General features: G+C 49.5%; 20 protein-coding genes and 1 pseudogene. 7 read left to right on the forward strand and 14 right to left on the reverse strand.

Going from position 1 to position 21,725, the window contains the following annotated elements:
• Window positions 1-7 precede the first annotated feature (7 nt).
• A complete protein-coding gene (locus BUC30_RS09060; RefSeq protein ID WP_073424531.1) occupies window positions 8-1,051 on the reverse strand; it encodes a hypothetical protein in 1,044 nt (347 codons plus the stop codon).
• A 227-nt stretch (window positions 1,052-1,278) separates the two neighbouring features.
• Here BUC30_RS09060 and BUC30_RS09065 point away from each other — a divergent pair, with 227 nt between their 5' ends.
• Window positions 1,279-2,163, forward strand: a complete 885-nt coding sequence (locus BUC30_RS09065) for a phosphoribosylaminoimidazolesuccinocarboxamide synthase (RefSeq protein WP_012820053.1) — start codon at window positions 1,279-1,281, stop codon at window positions 2,161-2,163.
• 168 nt (window positions 2,164-2,331) lie between these two features.
• On the opposite strand, the gene BUC30_RS09070 is transcribed toward BUC30_RS09065, so the two are convergent.
• Genes BUC30_RS09070 through BUC30_RS09085 form a run of 4 tightly spaced genes read right to left on the reverse strand, consistent with a single transcriptional unit; the run spans window position 2,332 to window position 7,641 of the window.
• The gene (locus BUC30_RS09070; RefSeq protein WP_073424532.1) at window positions 2,332-3,141 is read right to left on the reverse strand and encodes a tyrosine-protein phosphatase; all 810 of its coding nucleotides are present in this window, start codon (window positions 3,139-3,141) and stop codon (window positions 2,332-2,334) included.
• A gap of 38 nt (window positions 3,142-3,179) precedes the next feature.
• Window positions 3,180-3,866 (reverse strand): hypothetical protein, encoded by a 687-nt coding sequence (locus tag BUC30_RS09075; protein WP_073424533.1) that lies wholly within the window; start codon window positions 3,864-3,866, stop codon window positions 3,180-3,182.
• The gene (locus BUC30_RS09080; protein ID WP_073424534.1) at window positions 3,863-5,104 is read right to left on the reverse strand and encodes a glycosyltransferase; all 1,242 of its coding nucleotides are present in this window, start codon (window positions 5,102-5,104) and stop codon (window positions 3,863-3,865) included. Before BUC30_RS09080 ends, BUC30_RS09075 begins: the two co-directional genes overlap by 4 nt.
• Window positions 5,101-7,641: an NPCBM/NEW2 domain-containing protein gene (locus tag BUC30_RS09085; RefSeq protein WP_073424535.1), complete on the reverse strand. Its 2,541-nt coding sequence runs from the start codon at window positions 7,639-7,641 to the stop codon at window positions 5,101-5,103. Before BUC30_RS09085 ends, BUC30_RS09080 begins: the two co-directional genes overlap by 4 nt.
• A gap of 205 nt (window positions 7,642-7,846) precedes the next feature.
• Between BUC30_RS09085 and BUC30_RS09090 the strand changes: the two genes are divergently transcribed.
• From BUC30_RS09090 to BUC30_RS09105, 4 genes are read left to right on the forward strand one after another with little or no spacing between them, the layout of a single operon-like run.
• Window positions 7,847-8,308 (forward strand): hypothetical protein, encoded by a 462-nt coding sequence (locus tag BUC30_RS09090; protein WP_244536569.1) that lies wholly within the window; start codon window positions 7,847-7,849, stop codon window positions 8,306-8,308.
• A 13-nt stretch (window positions 8,309-8,321) separates the two neighbouring features.
• Window positions 8,322-8,687 (forward strand): hypothetical protein, encoded by a 366-nt coding sequence (locus tag BUC30_RS09095; protein WP_073424536.1) that lies wholly within the window; start codon window positions 8,322-8,324, stop codon window positions 8,685-8,687.
• Complete coding sequence (locus BUC30_RS09100; RefSeq protein ID WP_073424537.1) at window positions 8,684-9,625, forward strand: hypothetical protein; 942 nt, start codon at window positions 8,684-8,686, stop codon at window positions 9,623-9,625. Before BUC30_RS09095 ends, BUC30_RS09100 begins: the two co-directional genes overlap by 4 nt.
• A 5-nt stretch (window positions 9,626-9,630) precedes the next feature.
• A complete protein-coding gene (locus tag BUC30_RS09105) occupies window positions 9,631-10,707 on the forward strand; it encodes a TIGR04133 family radical SAM/SPASM protein (RefSeq protein WP_073424538.1) in 1,077 nt (358 codons plus the stop codon).
• A gap of 149 nt (window positions 10,708-10,856) precedes the next feature.
• Here the strand turns inward: BUC30_RS09105 and BUC30_RS09110 are convergent, their stop codons facing one another.
• A complete protein-coding gene (locus tag BUC30_RS09110) occupies window positions 10,857-11,762 on the reverse strand; it encodes a hypothetical protein (RefSeq protein ID WP_073424539.1) in 906 nt (301 codons plus the stop codon).
• Window positions 11,763-11,829: 67 nt separating this feature from the next.
• Window positions 11,830-12,138: a type B 50S ribosomal protein L31 gene (locus BUC30_RS09115; protein ID WP_073424540.1), complete on the reverse strand. Its 309-nt coding sequence runs from the start codon at window positions 12,136-12,138 to the stop codon at window positions 11,830-11,832.
• 98 nt (window positions 12,139-12,236) lie between these two features.
• Between BUC30_RS09115 and BUC30_RS09120 the strand changes: the two genes are divergently transcribed.
• Window positions 12,237-12,821, forward strand: coding sequence for a hypothetical protein (locus BUC30_RS09120; RefSeq protein WP_073424541.1), 585 nt, complete (start codon window positions 12,237-12,239; stop codon window positions 12,819-12,821).
• A 32-nt stretch (window positions 12,822-12,853) separates the two neighbouring features.
• Here BUC30_RS09120 and BUC30_RS09125 read toward each other — a convergent pair whose 3' ends face one another.
• From BUC30_RS09125 to rpsT, 6 genes and pseudogenes are all read right to left on the reverse strand, one after another.
• Complete coding sequence (locus tag BUC30_RS09125) at window positions 12,854-14,254, reverse strand: BamA/TamA family outer membrane protein (RefSeq protein WP_073424542.1); 1,401 nt, start codon at window positions 14,252-14,254, stop codon at window positions 12,854-12,856.
• Window positions 14,254-17,151, reverse strand: coding sequence for a hypothetical protein (locus tag BUC30_RS09130; protein WP_073424543.1), 2,898 nt, complete (start codon window positions 17,149-17,151; stop codon window positions 14,254-14,256). Before BUC30_RS09130 ends, BUC30_RS09125 begins: the two co-directional genes overlap by 1 nt.
• Window positions 17,152-17,157: 6 nt before the next feature.
• Window positions 17,158-17,625 (reverse strand): hypothetical protein, encoded by a 468-nt coding sequence (locus BUC30_RS09135; protein WP_073424544.1) that lies wholly within the window; start codon window positions 17,623-17,625, stop codon window positions 17,158-17,160.
• 9 nt (window positions 17,626-17,634) lie between these two features.
• Window positions 17,635-18,060: a roadblock/LC7 domain-containing protein gene (locus tag BUC30_RS09140; protein WP_073424545.1), complete on the reverse strand. Its 426-nt coding sequence runs from the start codon at window positions 18,058-18,060 to the stop codon at window positions 17,635-17,637.
• A gap of 366 nt (window positions 18,061-18,426) precedes the next feature.
• A pseudogene (locus tag BUC30_RS16515) lies at window positions 18,427-19,017 on the reverse strand (ADP-ribosylation factor-like protein); the annotation flags it as partial.
• Between the two features lie 233 nt (window positions 19,018-19,250).
• Window positions 19,251-19,511, reverse strand: coding sequence for a 30S ribosomal protein S20 (gene rpsT, locus BUC30_RS09150; protein ID WP_012820070.1), 261 nt, complete (start codon window positions 19,509-19,511; stop codon window positions 19,251-19,253).
• 100 nt (window positions 19,512-19,611) lie between these two features.
• Between rpsT and BUC30_RS09155 the strand changes: the two genes are divergently transcribed.
• The gene (locus tag BUC30_RS09155) at window positions 19,612-20,700 is read left to right on the forward strand and encodes a DegT/DnrJ/EryC1/StrS family aminotransferase (protein ID WP_073424547.1); all 1,089 of its coding nucleotides are present in this window, start codon (window positions 19,612-19,614) and stop codon (window positions 20,698-20,700) included.
• Window positions 20,701-20,805: 105 nt separating this feature from the next.
• Here the strand turns inward: BUC30_RS09155 and BUC30_RS09160 are convergent, their stop codons facing one another.
• Entirely contained in the window at window positions 20,806-21,651 is an 846-nt protein-coding gene (locus tag BUC30_RS09160) for a Cof-type HAD-IIB family hydrolase (protein WP_073424548.1), read from the reverse strand.
• Window positions 21,652-21,725 lie beyond the last annotated feature (74 nt).

Below are 21,725 nucleotides of genomic sequence, written 5' to 3' on the forward strand. Positions count from 1 at the left end.
TCTTTGTTTAAAAATCACTATTAGAAATATCGTCAACGCGAATAACATCTAAATCGACAACTTCCATTTTATTGTCGAAATTGGTGCTACTGCCATCATTTAGAACAAGATATTCAGCCGTATTATAAGCAGGGTCAATTTTCACGCTGAATGTAATTTCCGAACGGCACAAGCACCTTTGTGCATTTGTGAAGTCGTATTTCGCATTGACATAAATTGTATTATCAGCCGTTGTGATTTCAAGGCTGTCAATGGAAACATTGCAAGTCATCGTAACATTCTTTATCGTAAAACCAACATTTTCTGTAGACACATAGCGGTAAGCGACCGGCGGAAGCGCGGCATCACTTTTTTCACGCGTAAACGACTCTGCAGACGCAGAACCATCGAGCATCGGGTCATCAAACGTACGACGGTCTTCGCACTGCGCCACTGCATCCGTAACAATCACACGGGACGGATCCTCCGCTGCAGAAGAAGACGAAACCTCAGACGACGAAGACTGCGCCACATCCGAAGAGGAAGCCTCCTCAATTGAAGATGAGGACGGCGTCAAAAAATCACTTGAAGAAGACTGTACAGGAAGCGGTTCCGCCACGACTTCATAAACAGTATTCTGATATACCAAATACTTGATGTCGGCATCCAATGGATCGATATTGAACCATACATCATTAATACAATTACATTCTGCAGGATCACCTTCAAAATTGATTTTTAGCGTATCAAGTACACGTTGGTTATTGAATACAATGTTTTCGTAACCGCAAGCTCCTCCCATGTCCGGAATAACCACATGATATCCCGCATCGTCGGTAACCAAATAGGCTTTTGGATTTTCCACAGCCGTTTTCTTCAGGGCATCATTATATGAATAGTCGAAACAACCCTTAAACGCGACAGATATATTGCGTGTGGAATCCAACGCGACTCCACCCCCTTGACCAGCGCCACCAGCAAGCGGAACGGCAGTAGTCACCGAATCATCACTACAAGCAACAAACATCAGTGCGGCAAACGCAGAGCAGGCAACAATCGAAAGCTTTTTCATAATCTTCTCCTTTTAGGAAACCACCAAGTTTTCTCATTCACAATATAGCCATTCTGTTTTGCAAAGTCAATACTTCACGCAACAAAATATTTAAAATTCTTAAATTTTAAACAATTTTAGTAAAAATTCTATAAAATATTTTTCCATATGCAACAAATCGTTTGATATAGCGAAACACGGTTCCACCCCCTAGCCACCCGCCACTAAATTGCTAAATTTGGGGTACTATGAGCTTAAAATTCGAAACCCCCATTACCGAAGTTCCGCTGTTCCACCAGGGTAAAGTACGTGACATGTACGACCTCGGCGACAGCTTCCTGATGGTCGCTAGCGACCGTCTTTCCGCATTCGACGTGGTTCTCCCGACCCCGATTCCGGGCAAGGGCAAGATCCTGAACCAGCTTTCCCTTTTCTGGTTCAAGCACCTTGGCATGAAGAACCACCTCATCACCGCCGACGTGAATGAATATCCGGCAGTGCTCAAGAAGCACGCAGATTACCTCCGCGGCCGTTCCATGATCGTGAAGAAGGCTAACCGCCATTCCGTGGAATGCATCGTGCGCGGATACATCGTCGGTTCTGGCTGGAAGGACTATCAGAAGACCGGTAAGATCTGCGGTCACGTTCTCCCGGAAGGTCTCCAGCTCTGCCAGAAGCTCGAAAAGCCGCTCTACACGCCGAGCACCAAGCCGGATGTAGGCCACGACGAAAACATCAGCTTCGAACAGACTTTCGATATCGTTGGCGAAAAGGTTGCAACAACTCTCCGTGACATGTCCCTCGACATCTACACGAAGGCTCGCGACTACGCCGCCTCCAAGGGCATCATCCTCGCTGACACCAAGTTCGAATTCGGTGAAATCGATGGCGAAACCATCCTCATCGACGAAGTGCTCACTCCGGACTCCAGCCGCTACTGGCCGGCAGACAAGTACCAGGTCGGCAAGAACCAGGAAAGCTTCGACAAGCAGTACGTCCGTGACTGGCTCGAAACTCTCGACTGGGGCAAGACCTACCCGGGTCCGGAAATTCCGCCTGAAGTCGTGAAGAACACGCTCGCCAAGTACGAAGAAATCTTCGTGCGCCTCACCGGCAAGCAGCCGGAATTATAAAAGACCGCTCGGCTCTTTGCAAGGCGGGGACTCCGTCTTCGCCTCGCTCTCGCAACCACGCCTCGTTAATACGAGGCGTTTGTTGCTCACGGAGACCGCTCGACTCTATCGCATAAGCAAGAATGTGATAATAAAAACGCGCAGACCTTCGGGCCTGCGTTTTTTTAATTATTCTAGGTAGTATTCCCGAAGCGCATCGATGGTCGCTGTGGGCACGTGCATGCGCTGCGTGATGAAGTTCAGTAGCGAACCGTATTCCACATTGATGCGATTGAGCGGGATTTCAAGATACTCGCGCTTGACGCTCACCAAGAAATGAAGAATGTCGAGCTGTTCGTCCGTCATTCCCGATTCACGACCTTTAGCAGTCATCGCCTCTAGCGGCTTGCGGTACGAATTTTCGGATTCCGCATAATCATCCAAAATAACATTATCGTCAGCACCGAGTGCAGCAAGCATCAGCGCAGAGCAAAAGCCACAGCGGTCCTTGCCCGAAGTGCAATGCCACAAAACAGGCGCTCCTTTTTGCGCAACAACAGTTTCAAAGACTTTCGCATACTGCGAGCTCGCATAATCGCTATCCACAAAGTAATTATAGAGTTTGTCCTTTAACGTATTTGCAATCGGATGGCGCGCAATGCCAAAAAGGAATTCCATAAAGTCCACACCCGTCGCAGGCACCACCTGGTCCTTGTTGAAGGCATCGCCATGCATGGAATCGTCCAGAACAGGAATCAAAGCGGAATCCATTCCATCAAGGAGCTTGTCCGGCTTTTGCATGTATTCAAAGTCAGAGCGCAAATCAATCACCAGATGAACGCCAAAATCATCGCGCAGGCGGTGCAAATCATGCTCCGTCGCTTTGGACAAATTGCTACTGCGAAAAAGCAAATTATGCTTGACATGGGAACCGCCCGCCGGAATCCCGCCGAGCTGTCGCGCGTTATCAATCGATTCAAACTTTAAAACATTAGCCATAAGCTCCCCTTCTATTGACTTCGTCGCCAGCGAGCGCGTTATTTTTTCACGATTCTCAGAACGCCCTGCTTGTTGTACTCAGGGGCATCCTTCGAAAAAAGCGTCTTCGTTTCTTGACGGAGCACGTATTTTTCGCCCTCGCCCCAGTCAATGACACTTCCAGACTTTGCCGGGATACCATCGCCAAACAAGCTATCCGCCGCCATCAAGAGAGCCTCTTCCGGGTCTTCAATCGTACTCGAAATGCATAAATCCGGCAGCGTAAACACAGACAAGCCAAGCGTGTAAAGCAAATCACCCGAATCAAGGATATTAATCCACGGGTCCATCGGATAATCGCAATCGCCGAACTGTTCTTCAAAAGCCTTCGCAGTCCATGCCGTGCCAGACTGCTGCATATAAACGCCCGCGGCCTTTGCGTAGAGAACCTTCAAAATGGCGGAATTTACCATTTCGACATCGTCCATCGTCTTTACGTTCCCGAGCAAGAACAAGAGCGACTTGTGATCGGCAAGAGCCTTTTCTTCGTCTGCAGAAATTTCGTCACGTTCCTTGAAAATTTCTAAGAGGTCGGCAGAAGCGCCCTGGCGAACCACATTAAACTGCACGCTGCAACCAGGAATCATCAACGTCTTAGTATCAGCATTTACCTGAACCGTTTCGGTAATGGCAAACGGTTCATTGACCGCAACGGGAATCGGGAAAGCTAAAACGAACTGGTTCATATCGACCTCTCTTTAAATTTTCGAACAACATCTTCAACCGCATCGTGAAGCAAATTTTGCTTTGCGACTTTCGGCATTTTCACGGACTTTTCGAAAGCGCTTGTGAGCGTTTCAGCAGAAAGTTCATCTGCCGGAATTTCAACGGCATAACCCGCCTTCGACAAATCGTGAGCAAGGACAATCTGTTCAAACTGACCTGGCGTCGGTACAAAGATACATTTTGCACCAAGTTCCGCCATGTCCATCACCGTACTGTAACCGCCTCGACTTACCACAAAATCGGCTCGCTTCACGGCTTCTGCAAAATCGTTCGTCGCCAAGTGCGTGTGGAACTCTATATTCCCTTCGGTCCACGCTTTTTGCTCCGCCGAGGGCTTTCCGAGAATCATCATGTGGCGGCCAGGAATCTGAGCCAACGCTCCACGCAACTGCTGTTCGAACTGCGTTCTTGCAGGTTCCACCCCCGATACAACCGCCACGACCTTGTAGTTTGCGCGCATTTCAAAAGAGTAGTTTCCAGAAGTACGCTTTTCAGGAGCAGCGTTCCACTCCACGTTCGCCGAGTGCGCCATAAACTCCGACATGCTCATCAAGTCCACCTCTCGTTCGAGGTCAACCGGCGCCGGCGCATTCCCAAGCGCGTTCCCAACATTCCCCATCTCCAAGAATCTCGAAAGCGTCCCGACGAAACGCATCGGCTTATCACCTGGCGTTGCGCCCGAATGCGAAAGCGAGCCCGCATAGCCTGGATAAATTTCCAAATCCGGCACCCAGACTTCATCAAACTTGCGCATGATGTTCGCATGCCACATCACGCCAATGCGTTCAAACGCCGCAAAAGCCCGCGGGAACGCAATCCTGCGTTGGTGCGTCATATAAATGCTAAGCGCGTTCTTAGAATAAAACGCAAATCTGTTGTCCGAAAACAGCACATCATAGCCGTGGCGTTTTACCATTTCTTCGGCAAAGTGGTGTTCGTAACGCATCACGGCATTCAAGTGCACACTGTTTTTGAGCAGCCAAAGCGCCATGTTGTAGCCGTGCTTCGGGTAGACAATGTTGTAGCTCGGAGCCAAGCGCTGTCGCAAATCCGGGAATACTTCACGGAAAAAATTTGCGTTCGCCTTGACTACCGCCAGTTCCACCTCGGCACCCGCCCGCAAGAATTCGCGGACAACAGGCACGCAACGAGTCGCATGCCCAAGTCCCCAATCAAGCGGCGCTACAAGGACTTTCATTTTTCAGCCTCAAGCCAGGCATGAGCCCAGTCGCCGTGGTCACAGTCCTTGTCGTTGCCCATCAGCACGCGCAAATTAATCGACTTGGCGCCCTTGATATCCAGCTTCAAACGTTCCTTGTCCGTCGTATAAAGTTTCTTGGAACGATAAATTTCACGACCATCCGCTTCGACAGCAAAGTAGGCGCCATCGCCACAAGCACTTTCGTCATCAAGACCAATGACCACGTTCAACCAATCATAGCTGCGTGCAAGCGGGAATTCAATCGCCGAGTTTGCATGGCTACCAATACCATAGCGGAACGGTTCACCGTCAATCGTAATCTTGTGGTGATCGACCGTCTCGTTCATTTGCGGCTCGCCCCATTCCTGGAAGAACTTGCCCATCTTGAGCTTCGAGAGGAGCGCCACATTTTCGCCATCGACAAAGAAGTCGCGGTACGTCACAAGCGTATCTTCATCCGGCATCGAGCAGCTCAGCACCACGCGATTCATACCTGCACGAATCTTGGCAGAGTCGAGCAACAGCGTATCTGCGCTATTCGACACAAGCATTTCGCCTTGGTCCTTGTCATTCACCTTGTAATCGCAAGCAATCGATTCCGGGAAACGCTTGTTCACGACAATCATGCCGTTCGATTCTTCGGTTACCATGAAATTCTGCGCATAATGCGACACACCCTTCTTCGAGATAATCTTGTAAATGGCAAGTCCATAACCAAACAGACGAGCTTCCATCAGTACACGTTCGTTCTTGTACGCGCCTAAAATATCGTCAATCTGGTCGGTCGTCTTGAAGCCCACCACACGGCTATTGCGATTTACCTTGCCATAGCCATCCTGACCACGCACGAGATAAATATTGCCACCCGACTTTTGCATCCATTCAGCAAACTGTTCGGTACTCCAGCTCTTAAACGAGCTTTCGCTAAACGAAGTGTGTCCAGACGCAAGCATCTGCCACGGTCTAGCGTAAATGAACACGGAGTTCTTCGGATACTTTGCCAGTTCCGTATTCAAGAAGTCTTCTTCGGCCAAGAGCTTGTTCTTGTAATAGAGCATGTTAGCCTTGTAACTCGGAGCATGGTAAACCATAAGCCCGATAGACAGGAGGCAAGCGACCCCCGCCACAATCTTAGCGGCAGCATCGCTCTTCATCTTCGTCGTAAACACGAGCGCATCATAAAGACCAAGAGCCATCAAGAGAGCAAACATCGGAAGCGCTACAAGCACATAACGCTGGTTGATGTCAATCGTAAACGTTCCAGACACGTTCAGAAGGATTACAAAAATCTGCACGCAGAACGTGATGCCCAAGATGAACCCGCGCACGTAACGGCGAGAGTAAATCATGCGGAACAATAGCCAGACCGTCGCCAAAAGCAAAATCACGGTAAACGTTGTGTAGAACGGATTTTCCATGATGCCGCCAAAAGCGGAATCCGGCTTGAGGTTCATCATGACTTCAATATTCGTCTTGAGGTTGTACCACAAGTTTTCAAACGAGTGCGCCGCATGCGTACCGCCCTGGAAGTCGTACCCGCGATAAGCAGCCATCGTGTTGATCGAAGGCCAGCTCACCGCAATCACCGAAGCCACAAAAGCAGGCAAACGATACGGTTTTTCGAGGAAGTAACGGTAATAGTAAAGCGCAAACGGGATAAACGCAAACACGGTTTCCTGGCGGGTCTGCGCAAAGAATCCAAGCAGCGGAACCGTCAAAAGGAAATGCTTCCACGTGACCTTGTTCGTCGGTACAAACGCGTACCATGCCATGAGTACCGCAAGCAAGAGGATGTAGAGGACTTCAGTCGAAGCAGAACGCGCCTGTAACAGGTAAATCGGCATGCCGCCCAAGAACGCCGTCGCCGCAAGCGCAAGCTTATCGCTTTTGAACCACTTGCTAAGCGCAAGGAAGAACGCAATCAAGCTCAAGATGTAGAACGGATAGTTCACCATCAGCGCCGAATCGCGATTCGGTTCCATGAAGTTGAACACAAGCGAATAGACAAAGCCAAGAGCCTTGCCCTTGAAGTTGTTCACTTCGGTCTTGCAGTCGAGAACACCATCCGTCCAGACGCCTTCGTTACAGACACCGCCCGTGTGCTGGAAATACATCTGGAGACCCATCGATTCCCAGCTCGTCTCGTCACTCAAGACGCGGTGCGTATTGCCGATGTTCCCGAAAATGAACACCGAGAACACGATGAGCAAAAGCGCAAGCCCGCAAAAGCTCTTGCCACTCGGCAAGAATCCACGCACATGTTTTGCCACGAACGGAGCATTGACGACAACGCCCGCCACGAGTAACAGGAACGTGACGAAAATCGAGTAATACCCCCACTGGATATCCCAATGGCACGCATACGACACGGATAAATTGTTAAAAATAAGGAAAGCCGCTACGAGCACGAATGCCGTAACCGCCAACATGATATTCTGAGGTTTTTCCCAATGAAGGGAATTCTTCCATTCCATAAAGGACTGACGCAAAGACTTAGACTTTACACCGTCCCTTCCTAACGTTTCTTTTTTCATAGTGACCTAAATATAACTTTTATACGCAAAATCCGAGCGAGGCTGGGCGAATTTTTGACCAAAACTCCTTACTACAAGCCTATATGCAACAGATGCAACAAAATCTTTTCGGCACACGGGTTTTATCGCCTTTTTGGAGCATTTTGAGCCTTATTTTGTATATATTTGTAGAAGTGAGGACCCAAGTGGGCACGAGGAGTTAAAAATGTTTTACAAACACTGGAAAAAGATTGCATTAGCATTAACCGGATTCTTTTGGAATAGCTGCGACAACAGTTCCACCACAGTGGAACCTCCCCTATACGGAGTCCCTCCACAGTATTCCAGTAGTTCAGAAACACTGAGTTCAAGCTCCAGCAGCGAAGATAATATATCAAGCAGTTCCGAGCCATTGCCTATGCCCGCCTACGGTGTACCGCAAATGTATTGCGAAGTCACCTCCGAAAACGGTTCTACAGTCACTTGCGAAAACGGATACACCTGCATAGCAAAAACAGATACAATCCATGTTTCCGCCCCAGCATGTGAAACATTTAACGGCACTACAATATGCCCCGATTACGGTGTAGACGCAGATGTCTTTATAAAAAAATACGAATGCAACGACGGTTTCACCTACGACGATACTGAATTCAAAAAAATCTATAAGAATACAACATCCAACTAAACCAACTAAAATTATGTTCTACAAGCACTGGAAAAAAATTTTTCTCGCCATCGCAGCATTCTTCTGGAACGGCTGTAGCGACAACGTTTCTTCGAGCGACGTGAGAGGGACCTGCACCTTTTCGGGTGGAGCATGTCCAGAATATGGCGTTGATATGTATGTTTGCGAAAACCCTGAAGATTTCCAATCTCCCGACACGACCAAATGCACCTTTCAAAAGCGCTTTCCGTGCACATTTTATTACAAGTGCGATGACGACGTATCTTGTTACAAGGACGAAGACCAAACCGATTTTACTTGCTACGACAAACAAGAGCACGAAACGACTTACACCGAAGACGAATTTAAAGCAATGTACAATGTAAAGGAACCAGAATGAACTTACGCAAGCACTGGAAAAATCTTCTACTCACGATTACCGCCTTTTTATGGGCGGGGTGTCACTACGAAGACGACGCACAACCCCTGTATGGAGTATACTGCCCGCCAGAAGGTTGTGGCGAATTCGAACAGAGCAGTTCTTCTGACGCACTCGCAAACAGCTCATCTGAAGCAGAAACAAGCAGTTCATCAGAGATTAACGTGCCAAGCTCCAGCAGCGTCGTCGAATCTAGTTCCAGCGAAAGCGTTTCGTCAAGTTCCAGCGAAGCCATATCTTCGTCTAGTTCCGAATTGGCAAATTCAAGCTCCAGTGCCGGCGAAGTAACTTGCGCGCCCGGCGATTCGACTGTATCGTATTACCCGCCGAGTTATTCAGCCGATATTGCCAAGATGAACGCTGAAGAAAAAGCAAAGCACGCAAGCGTTAGCAAAATCGACAGCATTTCAAATACACTGCAAACAGTCCCGCAATGCCTTGCTGATTTGCGCCAGGAACTCGACATGTTTGTTGCTCTATACGGCGCTCCGGTCAGGCTCCACAAAGACGAAGTTTGCAGCGATGGCACGACCCGCCCCACGCAAGAATACCTCAATTACCTGAAAATGAAAGAGGAATGGGAAAAGAACAAACCCGCGCTTGACGAGGAATGCCAAAAGATTTACGAAGACAAGTTAAAAGAAATCGAGCAGACCGTCAAAGAATGCCTTGCAACATCAAACCCAAACACGGATCTGACAGTTTGCGATCTTGACGCCATGTGCCCCGAATACGGTGTAGATTCAAAATGCACTTATAAATACACCTGCAATGACGGAGTCACTTGCCGCAGAACCGAAGGCGACACCAATATGGTTTGCACCGACAAGCAAGGCGAAAAAACAACCTACACCAAAAACGAATTCAACAAGAAATATTACACCAAAGAAAATTATTAGGATTTATGCAACTTTCGCTTAAAAAGAAACTCGCTCTCGAAGCTTATCGTCTTTACCGCCACAACGAAATCAAGGCGCACCCGCTCACGTACTTTTTCTGGGAATGCACGCTCCGCTGCAACTTGCATTGCTTGCACTGCGGTAGCGACTGCGTCAAGGACGCCATCCCCGACATGCCCCGCGAAGACTTTATGGCCGTGCTCGACAAGCTCGCCCCACACATCGACCCGAAGCACTTTATCGTGGTCATAACCGGCGGCGAACCGTTGATGCGCCCGGACCTCGAAGAATGCGGCCAAGAAATCAAGAAACGCGGCTACCCCTGGGGCATGGTCACGAACGGTCTTGCGATGACTCCCGAACGCTACTCGCGCCTCTTGAACGCAGGGCTGCGCTCGCTTACCATCAGTCTTGACGGCCTTGAAGCAAACCACAATCATTTCCGCGGCGACCCGCATAGCTTTGAACGTGCCCTCCGCGCCATCGACATGGCGGCCCACACGCAAGGACTCACCTTCGACGTGATGACCTGCGTGAACCGCGAAAACCTCAAGGAACTCCCGAAGATTCTCGACCTGCTTTTGAAAATCGGCGTGAAGCGCTGGCGCATTGCAACCGTGTTCCCGAAGGGTCGTGCCAAGGACAATCCGCTGTTCCAGCTCACGAACCAGGAATTCCGCCAAGTGTTCGACTTCATCCGCGAAGTAAAATCGATGAACGTCATCAACGTGAACTACGGCTGCGAAGGATTCCTCGGCAGCTACGAGAAAGACGCGCGCAATTACCCGTTCTTCTGCCGCGCCGGCGTAAACGTCTCTTCCGTGCTTTGCGACGGAAGCATCTCGGCATGCCCGAGCTTGCGCGGCGACTACATCCAAGGCAACATCTACAAAGACGACCTCTGGGACGTGTGGCAAAACCGCTATCAGGTGATGCGCGACCGCAGCTGGGCTAAAATAGGCGACTGCAAGACCTGCAAATACTGGCGCTACTGCGAAGGCTCCAGCCTGCACTTGAGAGACGAAAAAACAAAAGAGCTCGCCTACTGCCATGTGCAGCGATTAGAGGCTGCTGGGGCATAACCACTTCTCGTCATCCTGAACGGCGTAAGCCGTGAAGGATCCAGTGAAATCTTGCATCCAGCCCCCATCCAGTTAAATCTAGAGCTGAAAAACAAAAAACGCCCGGTTCCAAAGAACCGAGCGTCTTTTAATTTCAAACGTATTCCGAATTATTTGGCTTCGAAATAGTAGGTCTGGAGAGTCTTTCCGTCCTGGGAAAGCTGAATAATCTGCTTGCCCTTCGGGAGGTTGCCGGTAATCTTGAAGAGGTTTTCAGCAACGTATTCGACCTTGAGATCGGTCGCCTTGTCCTTGACCGGGAACACGCCCTTCGTTTCGCCTTCGCCAAAGCCCTTGCAGTCCTTGTGAGATGCGATCGGAGCAACAACTGCCGGATAGGTCTTAGCAGTGATTGCGGTAGACACGGAAGAAGAGTTGTGGTAGAACACTTCGAGCTTGCCATCGACGACGCGCGGATCCGGGAGGTTCGTTACGGCAGAAGTAACAGCTGCCGGAGCGGTGGCCTTCTTAGCCTTCTTGCCCTTCTTGCCTTTCTTCTTGGCGCCAATCTTTTCAGCAAGGCTTGCCTTTGCATCACCAGCCTGCTGCTGCGGCATGGTCAAGCGGTAACCAGCGATGGATTCGTTGCAGTTCGTGGAGTAGACAACCCACTTGTTATCAATCTTGAGCGGACCTTCCGGAGTACCCTGGTACAGACCCGGATCAACCTGGGCGCTGTAGATGTAAAGAACGAGAGAAGCGTTCGGATTCTGTTCCGTCGTTTCAATCTTCATACGGGTCTTCACGTACTTGGAGCGACCCGCATAAACTCTATAGGCGCCAACCGGAACCTTGACAAACTTAAACTTACCCTTACGGAGTTCCTGATTAAATTCGTACTTCTTGGAAAGAGTGGTGTAAATCGTGGAGTCCATACCGACAGTCGGCATTTCCAACGGCTTGTTGGTGAATGCATCACGGACTTCACCTTCGATAGTACCAGTCTTACCGTTTTCGCAACCAGTCATAGCGAGAGCGATGATGGCAGCGGCACAAATGCTAAGTTTCTTTTTCATTTTGCGTCCTCTAGGGTTAATAAGAGAAAAGCCTCCCTAGTTAGGGAGGCCCCAAAATTTAAGAAGATTAAGCTTCTTCTTCAGCCTTGACCGGAGCAGCCTTGCGAGTCTTACGCTTTGCAGAGGTGATGTTAGCACCGCCGCCATAGCGCTTGTTGAAGCTGTCGATACGGCCAGCCGTATCCACGCGATGCTGCTTGCCCGTCCAGAACGGATGGGTATCAGCCGTAATTTCCAAGGAAATTACGCTATATTCAACACCATCGATAGTCTTCTTTTCGGCGGAAGACTTCGTGGAGCGGGTGATGTATTCTTTACCCGTATTCGCATCGACGAACACGACCGGTTGATAATTAGGGTGGATACCTTCTTTCATTATAAAACTTCCTGTGAAGTAATTGTTGAGAGCCTAAAATTTAGTTGTTTTTTAGGATTTTGGCAAGTTGCAACCTCATTTTTAGTATTTTTTATAGCATGAAATCTTTATTGTTGCTCAGTTCTTTGCTTTTGATTGCCTGCGGAAACGACCACCCGACTGCCAAAATCGTCGAGGTGAACAAACGCATGGTGCTCGAAGAATGGCCCGACAGCAATTACATCGCCTCGTTGGACTCCATTTTGAAGCTCGAACCGGTCAAAAAGGGCAAAGATACCGCCGACGTGAGCCTCAAGATGAACGCGTTCAAGGCACCTACATTCAAGCTCCCGCCGTCCGTTACGGGAAAAAGCACAAGCCGCAAATCCGGGCTGAGCAAACCGCCCAAACAGGTCAAGCAAGCTGCAGAAGCCTCCAAGCCGAGCAACAACGCAGAAAATTTCGTCGCCAAGTTCTCGAACGCGCTCTCCGCCTTGCAGTCCGACCCCTCGAACAAGGGTCTTTACAAGGTCGTTACCGCTAACGACGGCGAAGACCTGTTCAAACTTCTCCGTAGAACCTATGGCGCAGGTACGCAAAACCTCCCCCGCTTCTACGTGCTCTCGGCGCTCCAATCCGTGAATCCAGGCGTCATGCTCGAGCACCTCAACGCCGGCGACAAAGTCCGCGTCCCGAGAATGTAGTAGGAAGTAGACAGTAGGCAGAGCCCATAAGCCTAAAAAAGCGTCTTCACGCCAAAGCCAAGCACACCATCCAGATAATCGCACCCATTGCGGAGCGCATAGTAAATGCTAAAGCTCCAAGACTTGCGGTACTGCGTAAACCCGATGCCATAATCGTGCTCGCGCGCCCACCCATGGAACGGCTTCATCCGCCTATAAAGCCCCGGCTGGTAGAAAAGCTCAATCGACAAATCGTAGCCATCTTGCCATAAAAGCGCCGCCTGCGAAAATCCGTACGCACGCGTCCGCATAAAGCCATACATCATCCCCTTGAACGAATTGATGCCGCCCAAGCTAAACAAGTCCTCACGCGCAAACGCACCACCCGACGGGAGCATAGCGCCAGCCGCTGCCGAGTAGCGCACAATAAAGTTCTTCCACAACGGCAAATAGTACACAAGCGACGACTGCAGACGCAAATAGCTATCGAGTGAATCCGGGCGATCCATCATCCACGCAAGCGACAGATCAAACGACGTTCCGCTACGAGGCAAAACGCTTCGGTCAAACGAAATGTACGAAAGCTCCAGCGTCGAGCTTTTCTCGTCATTGCCAATACCCACAAACGCAGAAACTTCAAAATTAAAGCCGATGTTCCGCGACACACCAAGCTCCAATCGCGAATCGCGCGACAGCGAATCATCCTCAAAGAACCCGCGAACAACAACATCCCAAGCGGTCCCAAAGATAAAGCGTTCGCGATACGAGCCTTCCAACCGCCGAGAATCATTCTGCGAATTGCCCTCCAATTGCAAATCGCGCCCCGTGCCCAAGATGTTGTACAAAGCAAGATTGATGTTGCCTTCCCAGACATTTTCATCGCTCGAATACGTGAGGAATCCTTCTGCCGCAGAAATCGGAGTCGCCCTCATGGAATACGCCGGGATAATGCGGTTGCGCACCGGATCGCGGAACAAGCGCACTCCCGCCGTCTGCTCGTAATAGCCCAATCGCAAGAGCCTACGCTCCGAGCGTTCCAAATCAGAAAGTGAAACTTTTTCGCCAATTTCAAGTCCAGTCAATCGCCTAAAGACATCGATTTCCGTCGCACCAGAATCAAGATTTTCTGGTTCCGCCCACACCCACGCACTACCGCGTTCAAACTTGCAATGCGCCACCCCCGCACTATCTACATGTACCTGTAACGAAGCCCCAACAAAACCACGGTCTTCGTAATAGCGCAACAACTTCTGTTTCGCCCCACGCCAAGAATCGCACGGAGCGCCCACAATAACACTCATCGAGAGCTCTTCAAATTCGCTATGGTCGCCATCCCATTCCACGCGTTCTATACGACACGTCGAAGCAAAGCACAGGTTCAAAGCCGCTCCCAGCAGAAGCACAACAAAAGCGACGTACCGTCCATTCTTCACTTTTAATTCTTCATTTTTCATTAGAAAAACGCCTTCGCCTCGCTTGCAAGTTTCTGGAACACATTTTCTTCGGCATCGCCAAAACGCAAAATATACCGGAGCGAAAGAGACAGGAAATTATTGACTTCCACCGAAACCATCGTTTCAAGCCTGTAGGTCACGCCATCGCCAAAGCCAGACATCATCTGATACGGAATCGTACCGTCGTGACGGTCCATTTGTATGGACGCAAATGAGATATGACCGTCGACAACACCATCCCTCTCGTAACCAACGCGAAGTTCTTCTTCCCAGAGATGCGCTCCAAACGATGTTTTTAAATCATCTTCACCCGAGCCTTCCCTATAACGGACACGCGGTTCCAAACTAAAGCCAGCCGGCAACTTCCAAATATATTTCCCGGTAATTTCCCAAATGTTCCAGTCCAATTTTTGCAGAGCCGTCAAACGGACCGTTTCTAAAACATTTTCAACACCAACGTAATGGTCTTCATTTATTTTAAATCCGGCCATCAGTTTGTGATCGAACATGTCCTGATAATATCCAATAGAAGACATCTTCTTTTCATAACTTGCACTCGGGCTGTACATGGCAGAAGCTCCCGACGGATGATCCCAAGCAAGGCTCGCTTCCCACGAAACAGTTCCCGCGGTTACGTTCCGCAAACTCGATGTCATAATCGGTGGAAAATAAATCTTTTTGCCAGTCGTATCTTCCGCTTCGGAATGGAAAGACGCACTCAACGTAATATCACGCAACAAGCCTTGCGTTATCCCCAGCGAAACACCCGGATTCCATTCTAGCGAAGCTTCAAAAGTCGCATTTGACGAAAGGACAGCACCCACGGAATCGTTACGCCCCATGCCTTCATAGACAAAGTCACCGTTATCGACACCTTCGATAAACGTTCCCGTAAGGCTATCGTAACGCACATCGCCCGTTCCCTTCGCCACTGCTTTATAAATGGCAGTGTAAGTCTGCTCCGAAGTCATCCCGAAACTATACGTGACAGAACCTTGCACACCCATATCGTCATCGCCAAAATTCGTCGTCAAGTCGCCCACCCAAGAATCCGAGGCGCCAAGCGAATCCGTCACCGCATGTGAATACTGCAACAAATGTGACAAGTTGAAATTGCGAAAGTTTGCTTCAGCCGACTGCGTCCACGTTACAGAACTCACAGAATCGCGCCAGTCTTCGTCGCGGGAACGCCCCGAGATATCATGCTTGCGCACGGTAAGCGTCCCGACCGATTCCTTTACATTCCACAAGTCTTCGTTCAAAGTTGCACCAACAGCAGTCTTCGCATAACCGCGCTCCGTCTTGTAGCCAAGAGAATCACGCACGGAATAGCGCACATCGCCACTGCCAAACGGCCTAAAGAATCCGCGCAAAAATTCCGAAGAGAATGACCCCTGATAGCGTTTCTGATCCACTTCCTGCGAGCTCGATACATACGCTGCCGTAAATTCACTTGCTGCATTCAAGTTGCGATGCACAAGCGAGAATTGAGACCGTGAAGAATTCCAGCGTTCATCATCACCACGGCGGTAACCCCATTTCGCCGTTCCAAACCAATCCTTGCCTAAACGAATCCGGAGAGCAAGTTCATCATAGCGCAAGTCGCCTTTCAAAAGCGCACTATCTAAATCCCATTCATTGCGGAGCGCATACGCATCCCAGTCCCGTTCAGTACCGCTAAATTCAGATATGGCAAAGCCCTCTTGAACGTAATTTCCATGGACCAAGAGCGCTACCGGAAACGCATTCATGTTCTGCGTCGAATCAGTCGTCACAAACCATCTGAACGCACGCCCACTCGGGCCACCAACATTTTTAGAAACTGTATTCGAGTCCATGCGATTGAGCCCGAGTTCGACATCGGCGTAAAACCGATGTTCCGCCTGTAGGCGGAGGCGTGCTCCCAAGCGTTCCGACATTTTCGGGCGGTGCAAATCCTGATCCAGCGAATCCTTCAATTCTCCGCCACGATCATTTTTCAACTGCTCATACGCCGTACTGTCCAATGAACTTTTCCGCATGCGGTCCACATCATTTTCCAAATGGAATCCAGCCACATCAAAGAAAACATTTTCAAGACGCAGGCTTCCACGAGCCGCATACATCGTATAAATATCATCGTTCAAGTACGCATCGTATTCCACACGGACATCATCATCAGTTCCAGGAATAATCCCATTTTTAAAGTCCAAAAGACCGCCCGCATAATTCACCTCGTAATCGCGATTACGCACAAGCTCTACACCATTCAACCAGACTTTTTCAGAATTCGGCACCACCGAAATAAATCCGCCCGCCTCATCTAAATGGTAACCTTCGCGCTGCCCCTGCACACCGCTAAACGACCGCGAATAACGCGTTACCTCGTCCGTTCCCCACGCACCACTGACTTCGGAACCATGATAACGCAACGTCGCCATTGCACCAAGCGTTGAACGGCTAAACGACGTGAGCCCCATGGAATTATCCGTCCATGTCAAATCGCCTAAATGCAACATCGCATATGGAGATTCCACGCGGAAATAAATTTGGTCTACATCCTGGAGAGTTGCCGTTGTCTGGTCGCCCGCCTTGCGGTCCACATCCGACAACAGAGCGTCAATATAAACGCTATCCGTGAGGCGCCCTTGAATCGAAAGTCGCAATTCCTGATCGACCTGCGTACCGCCATCACCCACAGTCACTTGCATCGTCTTGTAGCCGTGCGTCTCAATTTCAGCATGCGAAGAATCCGATGCTTCCGGCGCATCCTTTGTCGCGACAAGACTCGTCGCGCCCGACGCATTTTCCAAACCATTTTTTGCAAGAATTGAAGAATCCCAAACCGGGAGCGAATCCACATCCAAAGCAAAGGCTAAACTGGCAAGCAGCAGGCCCAGACAAGGAATAGACCGCATATAAAATTACCGAGAAGGCGTCACCACGCGGAACTGTCTGCTCGCAAGCAGCTTACGCCCCGCCACCAGATCGACGCTCCATTCGCCAAGTTCGACCAAGTCCGAAGCAAGCATCGAACTGCAAACATCACCCGCAAGATTGCAAGTTTCAACAAAAATCGTATCGATTCCCAAGAACCAGATATGGAAAAGCGTATCCTCTTGGTAACGTGCAGAATTTGTAATAGACGAAAAAACGTAAAGTCGCGTATTCTCTTCGAACACGCTATCGGCACCAAATGGTTCCCCGTTCACAATATGACGGCAAACCACACTATTGGCAGGAGAAAGTTCAATATCGGAATTGTCCGTAAAGTTGACTTCGTCATCGATGAAGAACATGACAAAGCGGTGAACGAAAAAAGCAAGAAAGACGACTATCGCAAAAACAGTCGTCTTACGCAAATTTCTCAGTGGCGGAAACTTGCCTGCCACAAGCACCTCCTAGCGAACAAGACTGCTCGTATTCTGCGTAAATGCAGGAACGGCGTCCTCCAGCTTTTCGACCAGCAAGCGATTAAAGTCATCAATGCGGTTCGGAAGTCTACCAGATTTAAAGACCTGAACAAGCAATAGCGACTGGTCTACAGGGGAAATATAAACGGAACGGTTTTCGCCCGTAAATGAAACGGACTGGAATTTTTCGCCACCAAGCATCACCCCGATCTGACGAGAAGAGTCAAATGCAGCAATGCTCAAAACCGCAAGGGGAGTTGCATCCAAGTCAGAACCGAGAGAACCGACTTCGGCAATGATGTTTCCATCACGATGGCAAAGAACAACATATTCGCACTTGACGCTTGCCTGGTAGGCGGTCATCAAGCGACGCACTTTGTTAGCATCATCAGAATAAATTGTATAATCGCTCATATAACACCACAAACATTTATAATATTACTGGTCTTTTGGCTTGTACGGACGCAAGACAATTTCATCGTCATCCGCCTGTGTCGGTTTTTCCACGGCACGACCAAACGTCGGCATTCTAGGTACTGCAGTCGCCACACGCGGGCGAGCAAACGGAGATGACATCGCGCCCTTCTGGAACAAACCAGAACCGGCACCGCCAGAGTTCCCTGCATTTGCCTGCGGCTTTGCCGCAAACGACGGCATGCGGAACGGAGAAGTCGGCTGTTGCGGAGCGGCAGCCTCATTCTGCGGTTTGCCCGCTTCAGCATTTTCAGCCGGAGTTTCGCTCGCTGCAGGAGCGGCAGCAACAGCGGCCTTGCGCAAGAACCCCTGCTTCACGTTAAACTTTTCAATCACCAGCATGGCAATCGTCTTAAGCGTCGTCACAACGCCCTTACCATTATGGGCAGTCGCCGGGAAGAACTGGATCTTCTTTTCTGGATTGAGCATATCATTCATCTCATCCAGAGTAAAGACATTTTCCATATCGCGCTTGTTGTACTGCAACACGAACGGAATATCATCCAAGTTCATGCCGTAGTCCTGCAAGTTCTGACGCAAATTCTGGAGGCTCTCCAAGTTTTCAGCCTGACGTGAACGTTGGGAGTCCGCTACAAAAACAATCCCATCGACACCACGAAGCACGAGCTTACGAGTGCTGTTGTAATAAACCTGACCAGGAACAGTATAAAGCTGGAAACGAGTCTTAAAGCCCTTAATGTCGCCCAAGTTCAAAGGCAAAAAGTCAAAGAACAAGGTACGATCACCTTCAGTTGCAAGCGACACCATGTCCGTGCGCTTGTCTTGGGGCATTTTCTGATGGATTACCTGGAGATTTGTGGTTTTACCACTTAAACCAGGACCATAATAAACGACCTTACAACTAATTTCTCTTGTAGCAAAATTAATAGACGACATTATAATTCCTTGAAACCCAGTACTTAATCTAGTAAAAAAGTTCAATAAACCAAAAAGAAATTTTTGATTTTTGCCTTTTTTTAATCAAAATCACAACTTTTTCGTCTACAAACAGAAGAAATCTCCCCCAAGAACCACTCTGTCGTAATTTTATCGTAAGTTTTAAATAACAAAACTAACCGATACACATCCGCGTATCGGTTCATTTTGCTTAAAATCTTTTAGGATTCTAATTAAGCGAGGCCGTTGATGACCTTAGCAACCTTGGCCTTGTAGTTGGCAGCACGGTTGGCGCAGAAACCAGCGCGGTGAGAAACGGCAGCCTTGTCGAGCATGCTGAAGAGCTTCGGCATTTCTTCGAGGGCAGCAGCTTTCGTAGCAGCAGTGCGGATAACCTTGAGGCTAGCACGAATAGCGCTACGGGTGGAACGGTTCATTGCGTTGGCCTTTTCGGCCTGGAGCAAACGCTTTTTGCAAGACTTGTGTTGAGGCACCTTAAATTCTCCGGGTGAAAACCTACTTAAAAAATGTTAGCACAAAGATAGTAAAAGTTTAAAAGTTGTCAAGGGGCGGGAAAATGCTAAATTGCACACCATGATTCCGTTTATCAACGTACGTGCGCAGCGCGAAGCCTATTTATCCGAATTTAAGCAAGCCGAACAAGAAGTCCTCGACAGCGGTTGCTTTATCGGAGGACCAGTCGTACAAGCGCTGGAATCTGAACTTGCGGAATTCACAGGAGCAAAGCACGCCATCACCTGCGGTAGCGGAACGGACGCATTGACTATTGCCCTCCTCGCCCTCGGGCTCAAACCGGGAGACGAAGTCATCGTCCCAGACTTTACCTTTATCGCCCCCGCCGAATGCGTGATGCGCCTCGGAGGCATCCCGAAATTTGCAGATATCGACGCAGAAACGCTCCAGGTCAGCGTCGAGAGCATTGCAAAACTCGTTACACCAAAGACCAAGGGCATTATCGTGGTAAACCTCTTCGGGCAGTGCGCCCCGTATGCGGAAATCCGGAAATGCGCCTGCGCAAACAACCTTTGGCTGATCGAAGATTCCGCTCAGGCGTTCGGGGCCACGCAAAACGGAGTCCCCGCTTGCACGTTCGGCGACATTTCCATCACGAGCTTTTATCCCGCAAAACCACTCGGCTGCTACGGGGACGGCGGTGCGCTGTTCACGCAGGACGACGAACTCGCGAACAAAATCCGCCTCATTGCAAACCACGGCAGCCAGACGCGCTACGTTCACGAGATTTGCGGCATGAACAGCAGGCTTGACGCCATCCAGGCAGCAGTCCTTCGTGTGAAGCTCCGCCATTTCAAGGACGAACTCAAGAAGCGCAGCGAGAACGCAAGCAAATACAACGAGTTTTTCAAAACTGTTCCGGGAATCGCGCCGCAAAAAATCGCAAGCGGTAACACGAGCACGTACGCGCAATACACTGTATTGGCGGATGACCGCCGCAAATCCTTTATCGAAAAAATAGACGCCGCGGAAATTCCCTATTGCATCCACTACCCGCAGCCGCTACACACGCAGCCATGTTTTAAGGAACTCAATCAAGGGCGCGGAAACGCCAACGCCATTGAAGCCTGCCAAAAAGTCGTAAGCCTCCCCATGTGCGCCTTCACGGACGTGGAAGAAATTATTGCGAGACTTAAGAAAGAAATGTAAAAGCGAAATAGCTAGTTACTAGTTATTAGTCAATAGTTATTAGTTTAAATCTGGTGACTTCGTCGCGACCTTTTCAACTAGCGACCAACGACCATTGACTAACGACTACAACACAAATTTCTCAATAACTTCAGTAATTCCGGAGTGGTTGTTGTCATGCTCGGTCACGTAATTGGCGACAGCCTTTGCCGCCGGTGACGCATTCGCCATCGCGACCCCAACGCCAGCCGCCTCAATCATCGGGCAATCGTTTTCTTCATCGCCCACGGCAATCGTATTTTCAATCGGCTCGTGATAGAAGTCCGCCATGTAGCGCACAGCAGCGCCTTTATTCGAAAGCATGTGCGAGAACTCAAGCATTTCGGGCTTGCTAAACACGTCGAACAGCTTGCCCGCCGTAACCGTCCGCATCTCGGCGCGGAAATCCACGAGACTCGAATGTTCAAACGGCGTAATCACGTTCACCTTAATCGGCGGCTTAACCACGACATTGATCGGACCGTCATTGCAATTAACCCCACCATAATAATTGCGGATATCATCTACAACAACATAATCCATTTTCATCAAGCGACAATACGTCTTGAGCTGTTCCGTCTCGTATTCCGAGACCACCAAATCGCCCGCATACGTATGCGCATGCATCCCGCGCTTGTGAGCCTCGTCCATGATGAACTTTACCTGATCCACTGCGATGCGACGCGTCAAAATCGGCTGTTCGGTTCCGCAGTCGTAGATGAGCCCGCCATTAAAGCTGACCAGAAAATATCCCGGCTTCAAGAAGCCGTACTTTTCAGCAATGTGCTTTACGCTTGTGAGCGGGCGCCCTGTCGTCATCACGAACTTGTGACCAGCCCCGATCATCGCCTGGATTGAAGCCATGTCTGCCTGGCTAATATTCTTCTCGTCGTCGAGGAGCGTGCCGTCTAAATCAGTAAATAAAAGTTTCATCACGGCAAATATAGAAAGTCCATCAATTCAATCCAAAAATATTTATTTACATTTTTCAAAAAAGAAGGAAAGCC

The organism is Fibrobacter sp. UWB7, from assembly GCF_900142945.1.
GTDB lineage: Bacteria > Fibrobacterota > Fibrobacteria > Fibrobacterales > Fibrobacteraceae > Fibrobacter.

Bases quoted from the DNA above. Each gene is read 5' to 3' on its own strand.
- BUC30_RS09140 (WP_073424545.1), bottom strand. From the start codon at position 18,060: ATGAGCGATTATACAATTTATTCTGATGATGCTAACAAAGTGCGTCGC.
- BUC30_RS09060 (WP_073424531.1), bottom strand. From the start codon at position 1,051: ATGAAAAAGCTTTCGATTGTTGCCTGCTCTGCGTTTGCCGCACTGATG.
- BUC30_RS09085 (WP_073424535.1), bottom strand. From the start codon at position 7,641: ATGAAAAAAGAAACGTTAGGAAGGGACGGTGTAAAGTCTAAGTCTTTG.
- BUC30_RS09080 (WP_073424534.1), bottom strand. From the start codon at position 5,104: ATGAAAGTCCTTGTAGCGCCGCTTGATTGGGGACTTGGGCATGCGACT.
- BUC30_RS09115 (WP_073424540.1), bottom strand. From the start codon at position 12,138: ATGAAAGAAGGTATCCACCCTAATTATCAACCGGTCGTGTTCGTCGAT.
- BUC30_RS09075 (WP_073424533.1), bottom strand. From the start codon at position 3,866: ATGAACCAGTTCGTTTTAGCTTTCCCGATTCCCGTTGCGGTCAATGAA.
- BUC30_RS09120 (WP_073424541.1), top strand. From the start codon at position 12,237: ATGAAATCTTTATTGTTGCTCAGTTCTTTGCTTTTGATTGCCTGCGGA.
- BUC30_RS09155 (WP_073424547.1), top strand. From the start codon at position 19,612: ATGATTCCGTTTATCAACGTACGTGCGCAGCGCGAAGCCTATTTATCC.
- BUC30_RS09160 (WP_073424548.1), bottom strand. From the start codon at position 21,651: ATGAAACTTTTATTTACTGATTTAGACGGCACGCTCCTCGACGACGAG.
- BUC30_RS09110 (WP_073424539.1), bottom strand. From the start codon at position 11,762: ATGAAAAAGAAACTTAGCATTTGTGCCGCTGCCATCATCGCTCTCGCT.
- BUC30_RS09090 (WP_244536569.1), top strand. From the start codon at position 7,847: ATGTTTTACAAACACTGGAAAAAGATTGCATTAGCATTAACCGGATTC.
- BUC30_RS09100 (WP_073424537.1), top strand. From the start codon at position 8,684: ATGAACTTACGCAAGCACTGGAAAAATCTTCTACTCACGATTACCGCC.
- BUC30_RS09065 (WP_012820053.1), top strand. From the start codon at position 1,279: ATGAGCTTAAAATTCGAAACCCCCATTACCGAAGTTCCGCTGTTCCAC.
- BUC30_RS09125 (WP_073424542.1), bottom strand. From the start codon at position 14,254: ATGAAAAATGAAGAATTAAAAGTGAAGAATGGACGGTACGTCGCTTTT.
- BUC30_RS09070 (WP_073424532.1), bottom strand. From the start codon at position 3,141: ATGGCTAATGTTTTAAAGTTTGAATCGATTGATAACGCGCGACAGCTC.
- BUC30_RS09105 (WP_073424538.1), top strand. From the start codon at position 9,631: ATGCAACTTTCGCTTAAAAAGAAACTCGCTCTCGAAGCTTATCGTCTT.
- BUC30_RS09130 (WP_073424543.1), bottom strand. From the start codon at position 17,151: ATGCGGTCTATTCCTTGTCTGGGCCTGCTGCTTGCCAGTTTAGCCTTT.
- BUC30_RS09095 (WP_073424536.1), top strand. From the start codon at position 8,322: ATGTTCTACAAGCACTGGAAAAAAATTTTTCTCGCCATCGCAGCATTC.